The following is a 15,267-nucleotide window of genomic DNA, read 5'->3' as shown; positions in this document are numbered from 1 at the left end:
TATCGTTTGATTGATGACGAGGTTACAAGGCACAACGCCACTGCATTACACCAATTTTCAAAGTAGTTTTCATATATTTGAACCACATCTGTCGTAGGGGCACAGCAATGCTGTGCCCGCAGAGCGTGGTCTATTTGACTAGAAACAGCTTTTAAAGATTGTCTCGTTGTCTCGTTCCCAGTCTCTGACTGGGAATGCCTAATGGGAGGCTCCGCCTCAAAACTTGCGGCTCTGCCGCAATTGAAGAGCATTTCCAGCCAGAGGCTGGAAACGAGGTTTTAAAGGGGTTTGCGCTTAAGTTGACACCTATGAGTATTGCTGTGCCCGTAGAGCGTGGTTTATTTACCTGAAAATAGCTGTAAGTAGATAAAAAGACCTAACCCCTGCCCCCTTCCCTACGAGGGAAGGGGGAAATTCAAAGCTTCTCTCCTTGAAAGCTACCGTAGTGTACACAAGTCTTTTAGAGTTGCTGCGTAGCGTTAATTTTTACAGGTCGATGCATTGCCATTGTAGGTCGATGCATTGTCATTGTAGGTCGATGCATTGTCATTGTAGGTCGATGCATTGCCATTGTAGGTTGATGCATTGCCATTGTAGGTTGATGCATTGCCATTGTAGGTTGATACATTGCCATTGCAGATCGATGCATTGTCATTGTAAGTCGATGCATTGGCATTGCAGAGCAAGATTTGGGGCAGCTTTAAAACAATACAGTTCAGTAAGTATTTCCTCCTTTTCTTTGCGTCCTTTGCGTCCTTGGCGGTTCGTTAAAAAAATTGACTTTGGTCTATTCATTTGAAAACTGCATTAAGACAATTGGCAAAATCCACACCTGAAAGTATCCGGTTTTGCTCACCACCTCTGAAGTTAGCTTGTTAGCTTAGAGAAGTACTCAATTGCAAGCTCAATCTTTACTCACAACAATAATCATCAACAACAGTTGTAAAAACTGTAGCCTTTAGGCTTTGCAGAAAAGTTTAATGCCAAAAAAAAAGTGGTTTTTAACAACGGGACTTGCTCTCCTAATTTTTATCATGGTTGTAGCGGCAAAATTTATGGATAAAACTCATCCCATTACAGAACTCTACGTCTTTGGAGACAGTCTTTCAGATACAGGGATGGTATTCCGGGCGACAGGAGGAATGTATCCACCTAATCCAACTTACTATCAGGGGCGTTACTCGAATGGTCGCGTTTGGATTGAGTATCTTGCCGAATCTCTCCATCTTTCCTCCAAGCAAACTAACAATTTTGCTTACGCAGGAGCAACTACTGGCAGCGTTGGCAACAGCTATGTACCTAGCTTGCTAAATCAAGTGCAGTCGTTTACTCAGACACATCAAAAGACGAATTCAGATGCTTTGTATGTGCTGTGGGCTGGGGCAAATGATTATTTGCAAGGGGTAAGCAGTGCAACTGTTCCTGTTAAAAATCTGACGATCGCCATCAGCTCTCTAACTGATGTGGGTGCTAAAAAGATTTTGGTAGGAAATTTACCAGATTTAGGACAGTTACCTGCCACTAGAACCAGTACGAATTCTGTGAATCTTAGTGCATTAACACAAGCACATAATCAAGGCTTGAGGCGATCGCTCAAAATCCTAAGTCAACAGCATTCCGATTTGGAGATTGTGGTATTAGATGCCAACACCTTGTATCGAAATGCAATTGCAAATCCGGCAGCCTTTAACTTTACCAATGTCACCAGTCCATGTCTGTCTGGCTCTAGCATCTGTAGTAACCCAGACCAGTTTTTGTTCTGGGATGGCATTCACCCAACGGCTGCGGCTCATCGCATCATCGGGGAAACTGCTTTTTCAACAATTCAAGAGGCAGGGATGATTAATCCGCGTTTAATAATGGTTCCATGAAAGGGGAAGGGGAAGGAATTAAAGCTTTTTCCTTTCGCCTTCTTCGGTAATATTGATTTTTGCAGGGTAATAGATTTTTTGTGTCAAAAATATTTTAGATTAAAATACGGTAAGTCTAACAAATTACCGTTGATTAATCTCACAGAACGCTCAATTATTATATTCTTTGCTTATATAATAATTGGAAACTAAAATAACTGCTTATGTCTGAACAATATCGTTTTGAAACCCTGCAAGTTCATGCTGGACAAGAGCCGGCTCCGGGAACTAATGCTCGTGCTGTCCCAATTTACCAAACGACTTCCTACGTTTTTGACGACGCCGATCACGGAGCGCGGTTGTTTGCTCTCCAAGAATTTGGTAACATTTACACTCGGATCATGAACCCGACGACGGATGTATTTGAAAAGCGGATTGCTGCCTTAGAAGGGGGTGTAGCAGCATTAGCAACCGCTAGTGGTCAGGCGGCGCAATTCTTGGCAATCAGTACCATTGCTCAGGCTGGAGATAATATTGTTTCCACTAGTTTTCTGTATGGGGGAACATATAATCAGTTTAAAGTAGCCCTACCACGACTAGGTATTAACGTCAAGTTTGTGGAAGGAGATGATCCAGAAAGTTTCCGTCAGGCGATCGACGATCGCACCAAAGCGTTATACGTTGAAACCATTGGCAATCCTCAATTCAATATTCCTGACTTTGCCGCTTTAGCTCACATTGCTCACGAAAACGGCATTCCTTTAATTGTGGATAATACCTTCGGTGCTGGTGGGTATTTAGCTCGACCCTGGCTCTCCTACGAAAATAAAGTCAGAAATCATTAGTTATTTCTCTCCCCCTGCTCCCCCATCTTCACTGCCTCTTGAACACAATCCTAGATATGATTTACTCAGACTTCATCTCACTGCAAACCCAGTTTTATCAGCTGACGGTGCCATTTCAACTGGAAGGAGGCGAAACATTAACTGGGGTTCAGGTTGCTTATCGGACTTGGGGACAGTTAAATACTCAAGGCGATAATGGGGTACTAATTTGTCATGCCTTAACTGGTTCGGCTGACGCTGATGATTGGTGGGAACTTTTGTTTGGTTCAGGGAAAGCTTTCAATCCAGAACGCGATTTTATTGTGTGCAGCAACATCTTGGGAAGTTGTTACGGTACAACTGGGCCAACTACTATCAACCCCATAATGGGAAAGCCTTATGGCGTATCCTTCCCTAAGATAACAATCCGAGATATGGTTCACCTGCAAGCTGCACTACTAGAATACCTGGGTGTTCAATCTCTGCGGTTAGTAATTGGCGGTTCACTCGGTGGGATGCAAGTATTGGAGTGGGCGTTATTATATCCAGAATTGGTGAAAGCGATCGCACCCATCGCTGTTTCTGGAAGACATTCTGCTTGGTGTATTGGATTAAGTGAAGCCCAAAGACAGGCAATTTATGCTGATCCAAACTGGCAAGGAGGGAACTACACTCTGGATGCGCCCCCAAATCAAGGATTAGCAGTGGCGCGGATGATGGCGATGTCTACTTACCGTTCTTGGGATAGTTTTACAACCCGCTTTGGGCGGCAATATGATGCATCTGAGCAGTTTGCTATAGCCAGTTACTTACAGCATCAAGGTCAAAAGCTGACAGAACGATTTGATGCCAACACTTACATCACCCTCACCCACGCAATGGATCGCCACGATGTTGCACGCGATCGCACAGCTCCTAATTTATCAGATTATGAATCTGTTCTACAAAGCATCCAGCAACCGACTTTAGTTGTCGCCATTGATTCTGACATCCTCTATCCTCCTGTAGAACAACAAGAATTAGCAAATTTAATCCCTAATGCTCAACTGGCGTGGCTAAAGTCAACCCACGGACATGATGCATTTTTAATTGACATGGCTGCAATAAATGAAATAGTGATCTCTTTTCGGCAAAGTTTAGATTTCCCAGCCTCCTAGCTAGCTCGGCGTTTCGAGTTCTGAGCACGAACTTCCGAGCTAAAAGATCGGCCTTTCGAGTTCTGAGCTTGAACTTCCGATATCCGCTATGAAGGTGCGGAACCAGATTCAGAATTGGTGTATATCGAGACAATTTCTGGAGTGGCGACAGTCGCGGGAGTTGAGATTTTGCGACAGCGCCAACTGAAAGATAGTGTAGCAGATTTGCAGTGGATATCTGAGCGAGTTGAGGGACACGTATTTTTGTTAACCCAACTGGCGGCTATTGGTAAGGGTAAGCCTGGGTATCTGTGGAAGCATCCAGAATTAGTGACGAAAAAGGCTGAACCCATTCTCAGAGAACAACTGGCAAGGCAAAGTGAAGCAGCGCGAGATGTACTCCGCCGAATGTGTGTGTTGCGAGTAGGGATAGATATTCGAGGTTTAACTTTCTTGCGGTTATTTACAGATGATCAAGAGCAAGATGACCGCTTTGAAATGGCAGCAAGATTAGAAAGACCTGCTGAATTGACAGAGGAAGAAATTAGTGAAACGCAAACAATTTTAGAGCGATTAGTCGATAGCAGTTTGGTGCAGAGTCGCTATGATGAACAGCAATGTGAGGTATTTTATGACTTGCATCGGGTGATTGTGGAGTTTGTACAAGCGGTATATAAAGACGAACTGCCCAATCTGCTCAAGAGTATCTATAAATTTTACTGCTCTGGTAAAAATGTTGAAAATCCTAAAACTTTAGAAGATTTGCGCCCAGTGCTGGAGGCTGAATATTTTGCTTTTCAGTTGGGCAATTACAGCGAAGCATATCATTTAGTACTGGTAACTCTGAGAGAATATCTGAGATGGTGGGGACACTGGAGTTTATTAAAAGACTTATGTGAACAAATTTTGCCGCACATTGACGAAGAGGAACGCTGCATCTGCTTGCAATCGATTGGAATAATTCATCGTGATTTAGGCAATTGGGATGAAGCAGCAAGATGTTTTCAGAATGCTTTAGCTATTGCACAAAAGCAAGAAAGTAAAAGTAATATTGCATATTGCAATGGAATGTTGGGAGATATAGAGAAAAAACGCGGCAACTGGGATGCAGCCGAAACCCTCTATCAGCAATGTTTAGAAGTGATGACAGAATTAGGCGATCGCTCTGGTATGGCTTCTATTTGGGGAGTGTTGGGAGATATAGAGCGCAATCGCGGCAACTGGGATGCAGCCGAAACCCTCTATCAGCAATCTTTAGAAGTTGAGACAGAATTAGGCGATCGCTTTGGCGTGGCTACTAGTTGGGGAGTGTTGGGAGATATAGAGCGCAATCGCGGCAACTGGGATGCAGCCGAAACCCTCTATCAGCAATCTTTGACACTGAGAACAGAATTAGGCGATCGCTCTGGTATGGCTACTAGTTGGGGACAGTGGGGAGATATAGAGCGCAATCGCGGCAACTGGGATGCAGCCGAAACCCTCTATCAGCAATCTTTAACACTGAGAACAGAATTAGGCGATCGCTCTGGTATGGCTTCTATTTGGGGACAGTGGGGAGATATAGAGCGCAATCGCGGCAACTGGGATGCAGCCGAAACCCTCTATCAGCAATCTTTAGAAGTTGAGACAGAATTAGGCGATCGCTTTGGCGTGGCTACTAGTTGGGGAGTGTTGGGAGATATAGAACGCAATCGCGGCAGGTGGGATGCAGCCGAAACCCTATATCGGCAAGCTTTGGAAGTGAGAACAGAATTAGGCGATCGCTCTGGTATGGCGAATAATTGGCGACAGTTAGGATATATTGAGCAATTACGCAGCAAGTGGGATGAAGCCAAAATCCTCTATCAGCAATCTTTAGAAGTGATGACAGAATTAGGCGATCGCTCTGGTATAGCGAATAGTTGGGGATTGTTGGGAGATATAGAGCGCAATCACGGCAGGTGGGATGCAGCTGAAATCCTGTATCGGCAATCTTTAACAGTGAGAACAGAATTAGGCGATCGCTCTGGTATGGCTTCTTCTTATAGTTGTTTAGGAGAAAATGAATGCGATCGCGGTAATCTGAGAGAAGCAGAACAGTTTTCTAAACAAGCTTTGTTAATAGCAGAAGAGTTGGGGATGACTCACCTAGTAGCAGAGGTTAACTACGATTTAGCACAGCTTGAGCGTAAGCGCAGCAATACAGAACTTGCCCAACATCATTACAACACAGCGCATCAAATCTTTCAGCAATTGGGTGCAGCGAAGGATTTGGAGAGAATCGAGCGAGAGTGGGAGCAAGATTAATCCCAATGATGCCAAGTTCATTACTTCCGGGTAAGGGTGCTGTTGGTTCTTATGGTGAATTACTCCGTATTTTTGTTAATCCAACTAGCGGCTATTGGTAAGAGTAAGCCTGGATATCTGAGGAAGCATTCAGAATTGGTAACGAAAAAAGCTGAACCCATTCTCAGATAGATAACAACTGGCAAAGCAAAGTGAAGCAGCGAAATCGTGGTGGTGGGATGCTGGCGAAACCCTAATTTTCAGGTAGGGGCAATTCATGAATTGCCTCTACGTGTGTAGTTTTGCGTAAATCCTAAATGTTTAAAATTACCGATGATAAAATACAATATACTACAAGCGTAAACAGCGTGTAGAAAGATGTTTGTAATTGGAGATTTGAATATGACTAAGAAAGTACACAGCATTCTTGCAACTCTGCCCATCGTTGCAACTGTTATTAGTGGATGTCTTTTTTTCAAACCTGTATCGGCGTATGTAAGTATTCCAGGTAACGCAAATAAGAATACCCGTGAAACAACTGCCTTAAAAACAGGAAAAATTACACCAATGCCCCAAGTTATAGCAATGCCTCCTTGTAACCTTCCAGATCCGCCCCCGATCTGTGATCCTGAGCCACGACCACGACCATCACCATCACCATCACCATCACCTGTCATTAATATTACAGGTAAATGGCAAGCTAATGATGGCGGAACTTACTATATACGCCAGATAGGAAATCAGGTGTGGTGGTATGGTGAATATAGTCCTACCAATCCAGCTTTTAGTAATGTCTTTAATGGCACAATTAATAACAACCAAATCAATGGTAATTGGGCTGATGTACCGAAGGGCAGCACTCTAAGCAATGGAAGTCTGCAACTCAAAATCGATTCATACAATAGAATAGAAGCCGTAAGCCAAACTGGTGGTTTCGGTGGTAGTGTGTGGTTTCGTTAGATTTTTCAAAGCCTCTAAGAAGTCATTTATGAAGTGGCTAGTACCGCAAGGCGGAAGTCAAAAGTCAAAAGTCAAAAGTCAAAAGTATTGTGGAATGGGCTTTTTAGGGATTTTAAATGGTTGCTCTATTTACGCCGTGGCGTACTAGGTTAAAATAGTGCATTAGGTGTAGGTTGGGTTTCCCGTTGCTCAACCCAATGTTTATCAATCAAAATTTGGGGTTTTCTTAAGTCAACCTAACCTACAACTTTTTTGCAACAATACTCCTTTCTTATTTAATTTCGTTCTTGCTGCGCCAAGTTTGTACCGTTTGCTGCAAACCCTCTTTGTAAGTTAAATAACGCGGTTTCCAACCAAGCTGTTGACGAATTGAGTCGCTTTTAACTGTGGTTGCCAATTTAAGTAACTCTACCTGCTGAGGTGTAATTACCACCAAAAGTGCTACAGGAGTAAACCACATAGGAATGTGTGCAGGTTGTTTTCTGCCTAATGCGAAGGCAAAGTAATCAATAAAATCTGTAAACGATACCGGAGTTCCATCGACGATGTTAAACACTGCGCCTGCTGTTTGCTGCTCTCCTGCTTGAACTAGAGCTTGAGCAGCATCTTCAAAGTGCAACCAGTTGCCTAAGTTATTTGCAGGTCCTGCATAATAAGGGCGTCTGAGGTTGAATGATTTTATATATAGTTTAAGGTCTTCAGATTGGGGGCCATACAGGTATCCCATCCGTAAAAGGCTAGAGGGAATCTTGCTGTTGCTCACCTGGTTTTCTGTGGCGATCGCGGCGGCAAAAATTGGATCGTCGCCAGGTGCAACTAGAGGCGCAGTTTCTGTGCTATCTCTTGCATTGCCATAGAGAAAGGTATAACTGGTGTGGACAAGAAACGGAGTCCCTGCATCTTCAATCGCTGTCAATAGTGCATCAGTTGTGGCTTTTAAGGTTTTGTCAAATCCTTTCCAGTCCTGACCATCGCTTAATAATGTATTGGCAAACTGTGGCGTGAGATTGATAACCACATTAGCATTAGCTGTGGATAAAACATCTTTAAGTTCAGTTGCACTTGTCAGACTGACATCAGCAGCTAGGGCACCTTTTGAACGTATGACCTCAGCTCCATCTTTATTCAGTGGTATTCCAGTCACCTGATGTCCACGAGCAACTAGTTGCTGGGTGGTTTCTTGTCCCAGTTCCGTATCAGCGCTTGTAATGACAAAGTTTATAGTCATATCTTTTAAAGTAGTTTTTCCTGCAAACAGCTAATGTTAATCATCTGACAGGAGATTAGCTATCTTTAAAGTTTTTTACAACAATTGCAATGCACAGGAATACCCCCTTAAGGTTGACATTTAGAGCGCCTTTTTCAAAGAAGCGATCGCATAACATCATTTTTCCGTTGATGTAGACTATGGGCTGATTTCTCTCTAAACCTCTGTGTCTTGGCTCCTGCGGACGCTCGCTAATGCTGCGCGATCGCTAACACTTGGCGATCGCTTCCGGTACTCAGACTTGTTTGTGCTACTACGCATCCTCTGGAAATATACTTTTTCAGCAACTTACCCACAATCGAGATCCCTTGCTCAATCTCCTCTGGCGGGAGACAGAAAGTCAGGCGCATCGCTGGATAACCCTGCTTATCGGGGAAAAATGCCGAACCGCACGCTAGGTAGACATTTTGTGCAAAGGCTTCCTTACGAATTGTCTTAATCGGAAAATCATCTGGTAACTGTACCCAGAGAAATAATCCACCCGTGGGAACTGTCCACCGGATTTCTTCGGGAAAATAACGCTCCAAAGCTTGCAGCATGTTATTACGACTTTGGAGATTCTCTGTGCGAAGTCGGCTGAGGTGACGGCGGTAATGTCCTGAGGCGAGATATTCGCTAACTATTGTTTGCGAAATACTCGATGTGTGCAAGTCATGGAGCAACTTCCGCTCAATAATTGCTTGATAATGCTTACCTGTAACTACCATATAGCCCACTCGTAAACCAGGCATTAAAGTTTTAGAAAAGGTGCTTAAGTAAGTTACTAAATTATTTTTATCTAAAGCTTTAATTGGCCCTGGCACAGCCTCGAAATTTATTCCTTCATAAGCATTATCTTCTAAAATGGGACACTCATATTTTTCGGCTAATGCTAATAATTGTTGACGATGAGCTTGTGTTGTCGTCAATCCGGTTGGATTGTGAAAGGTACTAATTGTATAAATTAATTTCGGGCGGTGGCTGTGTAGATATTGCTCTAATAAATCTAAATTCATTCCCTCCGTAGTCATGGGAATGCCAATAATCTTGGCTCCTAAGTTTTCTAAGATTGAGATTGCACCATAATAGGTGGGAGCTTCCACAATTACCCAATCACCAGGTTGTACATAATAATTCATCGCTAATGACAACCCTTGCTGAGAGCCATTAGTGATAATTAAATCCTCTGGAAAAACCTCTAATCCTTGATGTACTAGCATCTGGGCAATTTGTCTGCACAGAGTTAGCTGTCCTTGAGGCATCTCGTGGGGAAAGAAAATATCAGTATCATCTTGTCTTAGCGCTCGTCTGGCAATGACGTTGATATCTTTTGGTGGACGTGGATAACCGTAGCCAAAATTAATCATTCCTGGCTGCGTTTGTGCTTGCACCAGTGGAGTATACATCTCATAAAAAGAACACTTCCCTGGTTTTGTAATTATCACATTTTGGGCTGGAGCAAATGTAGATTCTAGGTTGGCACTCTTCAGAGAAACGCTGCTGACAAAGTATCCTGAACCCTGACGGGCAGAAACAATCCCATCTGCTTCTAAAACGTTATATGCTTCAATAATCGTGAGTTTGTTAACTTGTAAACTTTCTGCCAGAGAGCGGATAGAGGGGAGGCGATCGCCACTTTTGAGTGCGCCAGATTTAATCAGACGACTGATGCGATCATGAATCTGCAAATAAATCGGTTTACGTGACTGTCGTTCTAATAAAATATTCATTTTGGCGCACTCCTTAATGATTAAATAATCATCAATACTGGCAATATAAACTATTTTTACCAAGTTTACCTAGTACAGTTGAGAGATTTTTTACTATACCAGTTGGGATGGCGCTGAACTGTACTAGATCAAATCTGCCAAAACTGTACCTTCTCAGTTGAAAATTCTTACGTGAAAGTAAAAGTAATAGTTCACTGTTTATCCTGACTTTTCACGGGATATGGAAAACCTCACTTCTATTTCTCTCTCCTAAAAGGAGAGAGACTTTGAACTTTCCCCCTTCCCGCGTCAGGAAGGGAGTTAGGGGGTTAGGTTTTTCGTGGGCTTTTTCAGATGACGTGAAAAGTCAGACTGTTTATCAGGTGCTTTCACTATGAATAAATTTAATGTTTTGTTAAATTTACGAAAATATTGGGAACATTTTGTCATATGGATGACTAGTGGTTCTGACCTCCAAGTGTGGCAGGAATCTAACTGGCATGGTCACATTTCTTGTTGGCACGCCTACGATCCGATCACAGGACGCTCTGCCTGTTTTGGTTCTGAAGAAGAAATACGAATTTGGATTGATAAGTGTTATTACAGATAAAATATTTTGCCAAACTGCAACTAAAACTAACTAGATTTCTTGCTTTTAAATTCAGGAGAAATTCTTGGTACTAGGAGGCTTTACCAAATCCGCCTCCTCCAGGAGTTTCGATCACAAAAACATCACCAGGTTTCATCTCTACTGTTGCTGTGCTGTCTAAATTCTCTTCAATTCCATTCTGGCGTTGTATCCAGTTGCGTCCGACAATTCCGGCTTCCCCACCATTTAATCCAAAGGGAGGGACAACCCGATGACTAGAGAGAATATTAGCTGTCATGGGTTCTAAGAAACGGATGCGGCGGACAACTCCATTACCACCGGAATATTTTCCTTTACCACCGCTATCGGCACGAAGACTAAAGCTTTCTAAAAGTACAGGATAACGGGTTTCTAAAACTTCTGGATCGGTCAAGCGGGAGTTAGTCATGTGAGAATGAACACCATCAGTTCCATCAAAATCAATTCCTGCCCCAGAGCCACCGCAGATAGTTTCATAATATTGATATTGCTCATTACCAAAAGTAAAATTATTCATCGTTCCTTGAGAAGCAGCCATAACACCCAAAGCGCCATATAAAGCATCAACAATGGTTTGAGAAGTTTCTACATTACCCGCTACTACTGCTGCTGGATAAATTGGATTCAGCATACAGCCGATCGGGATAATAATTTCTAGAGGGTTAAGACAACCGGCATTAAGAGGAATATTATCATCAACCAAAGTCCGAAAGACATATAAGACTGCTGCTTGAGTTACAGCTTTCGGAGCATTGAAATTACTATTTAGTTGCCCAGATGTGCCAGTAAAATCAATGCTAGCACTGCGACTTTCTGGATGAATCGTCACTTTTACTTGAATTCTTGCTCCATTATCCATTTGATAAATAAATGAACCATCCTTGAGAAGATTGATAGCCTTTCTCACCGACTCCTCAGCATTAGCTTGCACAAAGTTCATGTAATCTTGAACCGTCTCAAGCCCGTATTGTGAAACCATTTTATAAAGTTCTTGAACTCCCCTTTCATTGGCGGCAATTTGTGCTTTAAAATCAGCTATATTTTGGTCAGGGTTACGAGCAGGATAAGTATGATTTGAGAGATGCTGTCTTACTGCCGATTCTCGAAAATTTCCCTCTTCAACCAAGAGAAAATTATCAAAAATAATTCCTTCCTCTTCAACTGTGGTACTGTGGGGAGGCATTGAACCGGGAGTAATTCCACCGATATCTGCTTGGTGTCCACGAGAAGCAACGTAGAATAGGGGAGTAGAGGATGCAGAATTTTCTCCACTTTCTAGAAAAACAGGGGTAATTGCAGTTACGTCAGGAAGATGTGTACCGCCGTTATAGGGATTATTTGATAAATAGACATTTCCCGGTTTTAGGGTGTCACTTTTATCATGAATTAAACTCCGGACACTTTCACTCATTGAGCCTAAATGTACAGGAATGTGGGGGGCATTAGCAACTAGTAATCCAGAAGAGTCAAAAATAGCGCAGGAGAAATCTAACCTTTCTTTGATATTTACAGATGTTGCTGTGTTTTGGAGAACAATCCCCATTTGTTCGGCAATAAATTGATAGAGGTTTTTGAATATTTCTAAGCGCACGGGATCGGGTTGAGATGTTGTGTACATTTTTAACTCCTAAAAAAATTTGTAGTAATCGCTTAAACACTTCAATATTTACTACTAACTATCGCTGTCTACTTGGGCGAAAGCGAAATGTGCAAAATTTCGCCTATTGTAGAGAATCCGGCGCGGGTGTAAATTTGCACTTCCTTTTGATGTGCCGCCATGAGAAACGCCACCGTAACACCTGCTTTGAAAGCTTCTCGCACCAGCCGGGTTGTTAAGGCTGCTGCTATGCCGCGTCGGCGAAAAGCAACACGCACACCGATACCAGCGATTTCTGGCGTCTGATTTCCCGGCACGGAACACACTCCAGCCCCCGCAGGTTCGCCTGTTGCGGCAACACGAGCAAGTACAGCGATTCCGCCTGCTGCTAGGCTATTGCCAAGACGTTTACCATCTTCGGGGCTTGGTGCAGACTCTCCGTAAGCCTCGTTTTGCACCGTAACTGTAGCAAGCATCTGGGCGTCTGAAACTGGCACGATTAATTCAATATCCGGGGGAACAGGAAGCAATTGCTCTGAACCAGGAGTGCAAATCATGAGTGGCAAGCGTCCCTCAACGGTGAAAGCAGCAGCTACTAATGCCTCCTCAACAGCAGGCGCAAGGGAAGCAACGTACTCCAAACGCGGTTTTCGTCCGCGACTTTCATAGGCAGCAATATAGTGCCTTGACGTCGGTGAGTGACGGTGTGGCTGCGTCGTTGGGGATGGCATAGTTAAGAAAAAGATTGGCGCTATGGCGGTTAAAGCTAGCGAGGAAAAGACCGATTTGCTCCGTATCACGTTGCTGGCTCGCCGCAAAGCGCAAATATGACTGAATGCGAGAGTCCATGAATGGATAACCTTTTTGTTGTAAAACCGTGTTGAGATTAGTCTAGCGAGGGTGAGTATTTTCCAACACAACAGCCAGTTTATAGACATTCTAAAATCAGATGATTACATTCAGTTAATCTGGCTTTCCAGTTAGGTTCAACTACAATTGTGCTAATTTTTTCTACAATAATTGCAGGTCCATTAATCCTATCTTCTGGTTGTAAATCTTCCCGCCGATAAACAGGAGTATCATACCATCTATCAGTACTAAACATTCTTACTGTCTCAACAGATATAGGAGCTTCATCTAGAGAACGAGTCCGAATAATTAAAGGTTCCTCCGGAGTCTCCATTTTCTGAATCACTTCCACTGAGGCGGATTCAACAATTAAGGTTTTCTCTAATTGAATGAAACTATAACGAGATTTATGTTCAACTTCAAATTCTTGTCGCATCGCTGCTACTTCATTAGTAAAATTAACTGTCAATGTAGAGTTAGTCCCCTCATATTTTAAGTTAACTTTGCAGACTGTTTCTGCTTGGATATTATCTTCATTTATTTCACTTTTAGCTTGAGTTTCTAAATATTCCATTAACTGGTGTAATTTAGGAATTAATATTTGAGTTAAAGGCTCTTCTACTCCCCCTTCTCTAATCGCCCGCACATCAGCTAATCCCATTCCATAAGCAGAAAGAACACCAGCATAAGGGTGAAGAAATATTTTTTTCATTCCCAAGGTATCGGCAATTAAACAAGCAACTTGCCCGCCTGCACCACCAAAACAACAAAGCACATATTGGCTGACATCATAACCCCGCTGTAGACTGATTTTTTTAATTGCGTTCGCCATATTTTCCACTGCGATCGCCATAAATCCAGCGGCTACTTGTTCGGGAGTACAATGATTTAATGTAGCGGCTTGAATCTCTTGGGCTAATTGTGTAAATTGCTGAATGACAGTATCTTTATCTAAAGGTAAATTGCCATCAATTCCAAAAACTGAGGGAAAATATTGCGGGTGGATTTTGCCTAACATCACGTTGGCATCAGTAACCGCTAATGGCCCGCCACGTCGGTAACAAGCAGGCCCAGGATTCGATCCAGCAGATTTAGGGCCGACACGATAGCTAGAACCATCAAAAAAGAGAATTGAACCACCGCCAGCCGCAATGGTATTAATTGCTAATACGGGAACTCGCATCCGCGCCCCAGCAATTTCCGAATCTAGTTGTCGTTCATACTCTCCTTTAAAGTGAGCGACATCTGTACTTGTTCCTCCCATATCAAAGGTAATAACTAACTCGAAACCTGCCCTTTTACTAGTTTGGACTGCACCGACAATACCTCCAGCCGGGCCACTAAAAATACTATCTTTGCCTTGAAATTGTTGGTCTGCAACTAAACCTCCGTCAGATTTCATAAACATTAATTTAACTCCAGGTAACTGACTCGCTACTTGGTTGACATAGCGACGCAGAATAGGAGTTAAATAAGCATCTACTACTGTTGTATCTCCTCGGCTAACTAATTTCATTAACGGACTAACTTGATGAGATATAGATATTTGTGTAAAGCCAATTTCTTCGGCAATTTTGGCTATTTGTTGTTCGTGATCAGGATAGCGATCGCTGTGCATAAAAACAATAGCACAACTCTGAACTCCTGTATTGTAAACTGCTTGTAAGTTATTTTTAGCTTGTTGAATATTTACAGGAGTTAATTCATTTCCATGAGCATCATAACGTTCGTCAATCTCAATCACCTGTTCATAAAGCATGGTAGGTAAAACGATATGACGAGCAAAGATGTTAGGACGGTTTTGGTAGCCAATTCGCAGCGCATCTTTAAAACCTTTGGTGATCAGAAGAACTACCCTGTCTCCTTTCCTTTCTAACAGCGCATTTGTTGCTACTGTTGTCCCCATTTTTACTACTTCTATTGCTTCACTAGGAATAGGTTCGTTGCTAAAAATACCCATGATATCCCGTATACCTTGAATAGCTGCATCTTGGTATTGTTCGGGATTTTCTGAAAGCAGTTTGTAGACTATAATCCATTGGCGATTAGGCAGAGTCACAATTAAAAAACGTTCAGGATGTCTTGATAGTTTGTTTATGATGTCCTGATTGTCAGTAACAGCAACAATATCTGTGAATGTACCACCACGGTCAGCAAAAATCTTCAACATTACTCTATTTCCTGTATAATCATGAAAAATTAG

Annotated in this window: 12 protein-coding genes; 6 read left to right on the top strand and 6 right to left on the bottom strand. The window is 42.7% G+C overall.

All coding sequences use genetic code 11. The annotated features are described in order from the left end of the window. Window positions 1–460 precede the first annotated feature (460 nt). Window positions 461–655 (bottom strand): hypothetical protein, encoded by a 195-nt coding sequence (locus V7K49_RS20805; RefSeq protein ID WP_335207217.1) that lies wholly within the window; start codon window positions 653–655, stop codon window positions 461–463. A 325-nt stretch (window positions 656–980) separates the two neighbouring features. Here V7K49_RS20805 and V7K49_RS20800 point away from each other — a divergent pair, with 325 nt between their 5' ends. The 5 genes from V7K49_RS20800 (at window position 981) to V7K49_RS20780 (ending at window position 7,035) form a co-directional block, all read left to right on the top strand. Further along, entirely contained in the window at window positions 981–1,871 is an 891-nt protein-coding gene (locus V7K49_RS20800) for an SGNH/GDSL hydrolase family protein (RefSeq protein WP_335207216.1), read from the top strand. A gap of 203 nt (window positions 1,872–2,074) precedes the next feature. Next, window positions 2,075–2,695 (top strand): aminotransferase class I/II-fold pyridoxal phosphate-dependent enzyme, encoded by a 621-nt coding sequence (locus V7K49_RS20795; RefSeq protein ID WP_335207215.1) that lies wholly within the window; start codon window positions 2,075–2,077, stop codon window positions 2,693–2,695. 56 nt (window positions 2,696–2,751) lie between these two features. Further along, window positions 2,752–3,831: a homoserine O-acetyltransferase MetX gene (metX, locus tag V7K49_RS20790; protein WP_335207214.1), complete on the top strand. Its 1,080-nt coding sequence runs from the start codon at window positions 2,752–2,754 to the stop codon at window positions 3,829–3,831. A gap of 117 nt (window positions 3,832–3,948) precedes the next feature. Then, a complete protein-coding gene (locus V7K49_RS20785) occupies window positions 3,949–6,096 on the top strand; it encodes a tetratricopeptide repeat protein (RefSeq protein WP_335207303.1) in 2,148 nt (715 codons plus the stop codon). 381 nt (window positions 6,097–6,477) lie between these two features. Beyond that, entirely contained in the window at window positions 6,478–7,035 is a 558-nt protein-coding gene (locus V7K49_RS20780; RefSeq protein WP_335207212.1) for a hypothetical protein, read from the top strand. Between the two features lie 271 nt (window positions 7,036–7,306). Here the strand turns inward: V7K49_RS20780 and V7K49_RS20775 are convergent, their stop codons facing one another. After that, window positions 7,307–8,263, bottom strand: a complete 957-nt coding sequence (locus V7K49_RS20775; RefSeq protein ID WP_335207211.1) for an NAD-dependent epimerase/dehydratase family protein — start codon at window positions 8,261–8,263, stop codon at window positions 7,307–7,309. A gap of 230 nt (window positions 8,264–8,493) precedes the next feature. Further along, entirely contained in the window at window positions 8,494–10,011 is a 1,518-nt protein-coding gene (locus V7K49_RS20770; protein ID WP_335207210.1) for an aminotransferase-like domain-containing protein, read from the bottom strand. 373 nt (window positions 10,012–10,384) lie between these two features. On the opposite strand from V7K49_RS20770, the gene V7K49_RS20765 reads away from it, so the two are divergent. Then, entirely contained in the window at window positions 10,385–10,600 is a 216-nt protein-coding gene (locus V7K49_RS20765) for a hypothetical protein (protein WP_335207209.1), read from the top strand. Between the two features lie 70 nt (window positions 10,601–10,670). Here V7K49_RS20765 and V7K49_RS20760 read toward each other — a convergent pair whose 3' ends face one another. The 3 genes from V7K49_RS20760 to V7K49_RS20750 form a co-directional block, all read right to left on the bottom strand. Continuing rightward, the gene (locus V7K49_RS20760) at window positions 10,671–12,236 is read right to left on the bottom strand and encodes a hydantoinase B/oxoprolinase family protein (RefSeq protein ID WP_335207208.1); all 1,566 of its coding nucleotides are present in this window, start codon (window positions 12,234–12,236) and stop codon (window positions 10,671–10,673) included. A 68-nt stretch (window positions 12,237–12,304) separates the two neighbouring features. Further along, the gene (locus tag V7K49_RS20755; protein WP_335207207.1) at window positions 12,305–12,946 is read right to left on the bottom strand and encodes a GNAT family N-acetyltransferase; all 642 of its coding nucleotides are present in this window, start codon (window positions 12,944–12,946) and stop codon (window positions 12,305–12,307) included. Between the two features lie 197 nt (window positions 12,947–13,143). After that, window positions 13,144–15,234 carry a hydantoinase/oxoprolinase family protein gene (locus tag V7K49_RS20750; protein ID WP_335207205.1) on the bottom strand — a complete coding sequence of 697 codons (2,091 nt, stop codon included), beginning with the start codon at window positions 15,232–15,234 and terminating at the stop codon, window positions 13,144–13,146. Window positions 15,235–15,267 lie beyond the last annotated feature (33 nt).

It is taken from the genome of Nostoc sp. (assembly GCF_036919675.1).
GTDB lineage: Bacteria > Cyanobacteriota > Cyanobacteriia > Cyanobacteriales > Nostocaceae > Nostoc.
The sequence above is the reverse complement of the archived record's forward strand: the minus strand, read 5'-3'. Positions and strand labels throughout refer to the sequence as shown.

What these genes read in the sequence shown, in the direction of transcription:
- V7K49_RS20775 (WP_335207211.1), bottom strand. Translation starts at nt 8,263, where the DNA reads ATGACTATAAACTTTGTCATTACAAGCGCTGATACGGAACTGGGACAA.
- V7K49_RS20805 (WP_335207217.1), bottom strand. Translation starts at nt 655, where the DNA reads ATGACAATGCATCGATCTGCAATGGCAATGTATCAACCTACAATGGCA.
- V7K49_RS20795 (WP_335207215.1), top strand. Translation starts at nt 2,075, where the DNA reads ATGTCTGAACAATATCGTTTTGAAACCCTGCAAGTTCATGCTGGACAA.
- metX (WP_335207214.1), top strand. Translation starts at nt 2,752, where the DNA reads ATGATTTACTCAGACTTCATCTCACTGCAAACCCAGTTTTATCAGCTG.
- V7K49_RS20755 (WP_335207207.1), bottom strand. Translation starts at nt 12,946, where the DNA reads ATGCCATCCCCAACGACGCAGCCACACCGTCACTCACCGACGTCAAGG.
- V7K49_RS20780 (WP_335207212.1), top strand. Translation starts at nt 6,478, where the DNA reads ATGACTAAGAAAGTACACAGCATTCTTGCAACTCTGCCCATCGTTGCA.
- V7K49_RS20750 (WP_335207205.1), bottom strand. Translation starts at nt 15,234, where the DNA reads ATGTTGAAGATTTTTGCTGACCGTGGTGGTACATTCACAGATATTGTT.
- V7K49_RS20765 (WP_335207209.1), top strand. Translation starts at nt 10,385, where the DNA reads ATGAATAAATTTAATGTTTTGTTAAATTTACGAAAATATTGGGAACAT.
- V7K49_RS20800 (WP_335207216.1), top strand. Translation starts at nt 981, where the DNA reads ATGCCAAAAAAAAAGTGGTTTTTAACAACGGGACTTGCTCTCCTAATT.
- V7K49_RS20770 (WP_335207210.1), bottom strand. Translation starts at nt 10,011, where the DNA reads ATGAATATTTTATTAGAACGACAGTCACGTAAACCGATTTATTTGCAG.
- V7K49_RS20760 (WP_335207208.1), bottom strand. Translation starts at nt 12,236, where the DNA reads ATGTACACAACATCTCAACCCGATCCCGTGCGCTTAGAAATATTCAAA.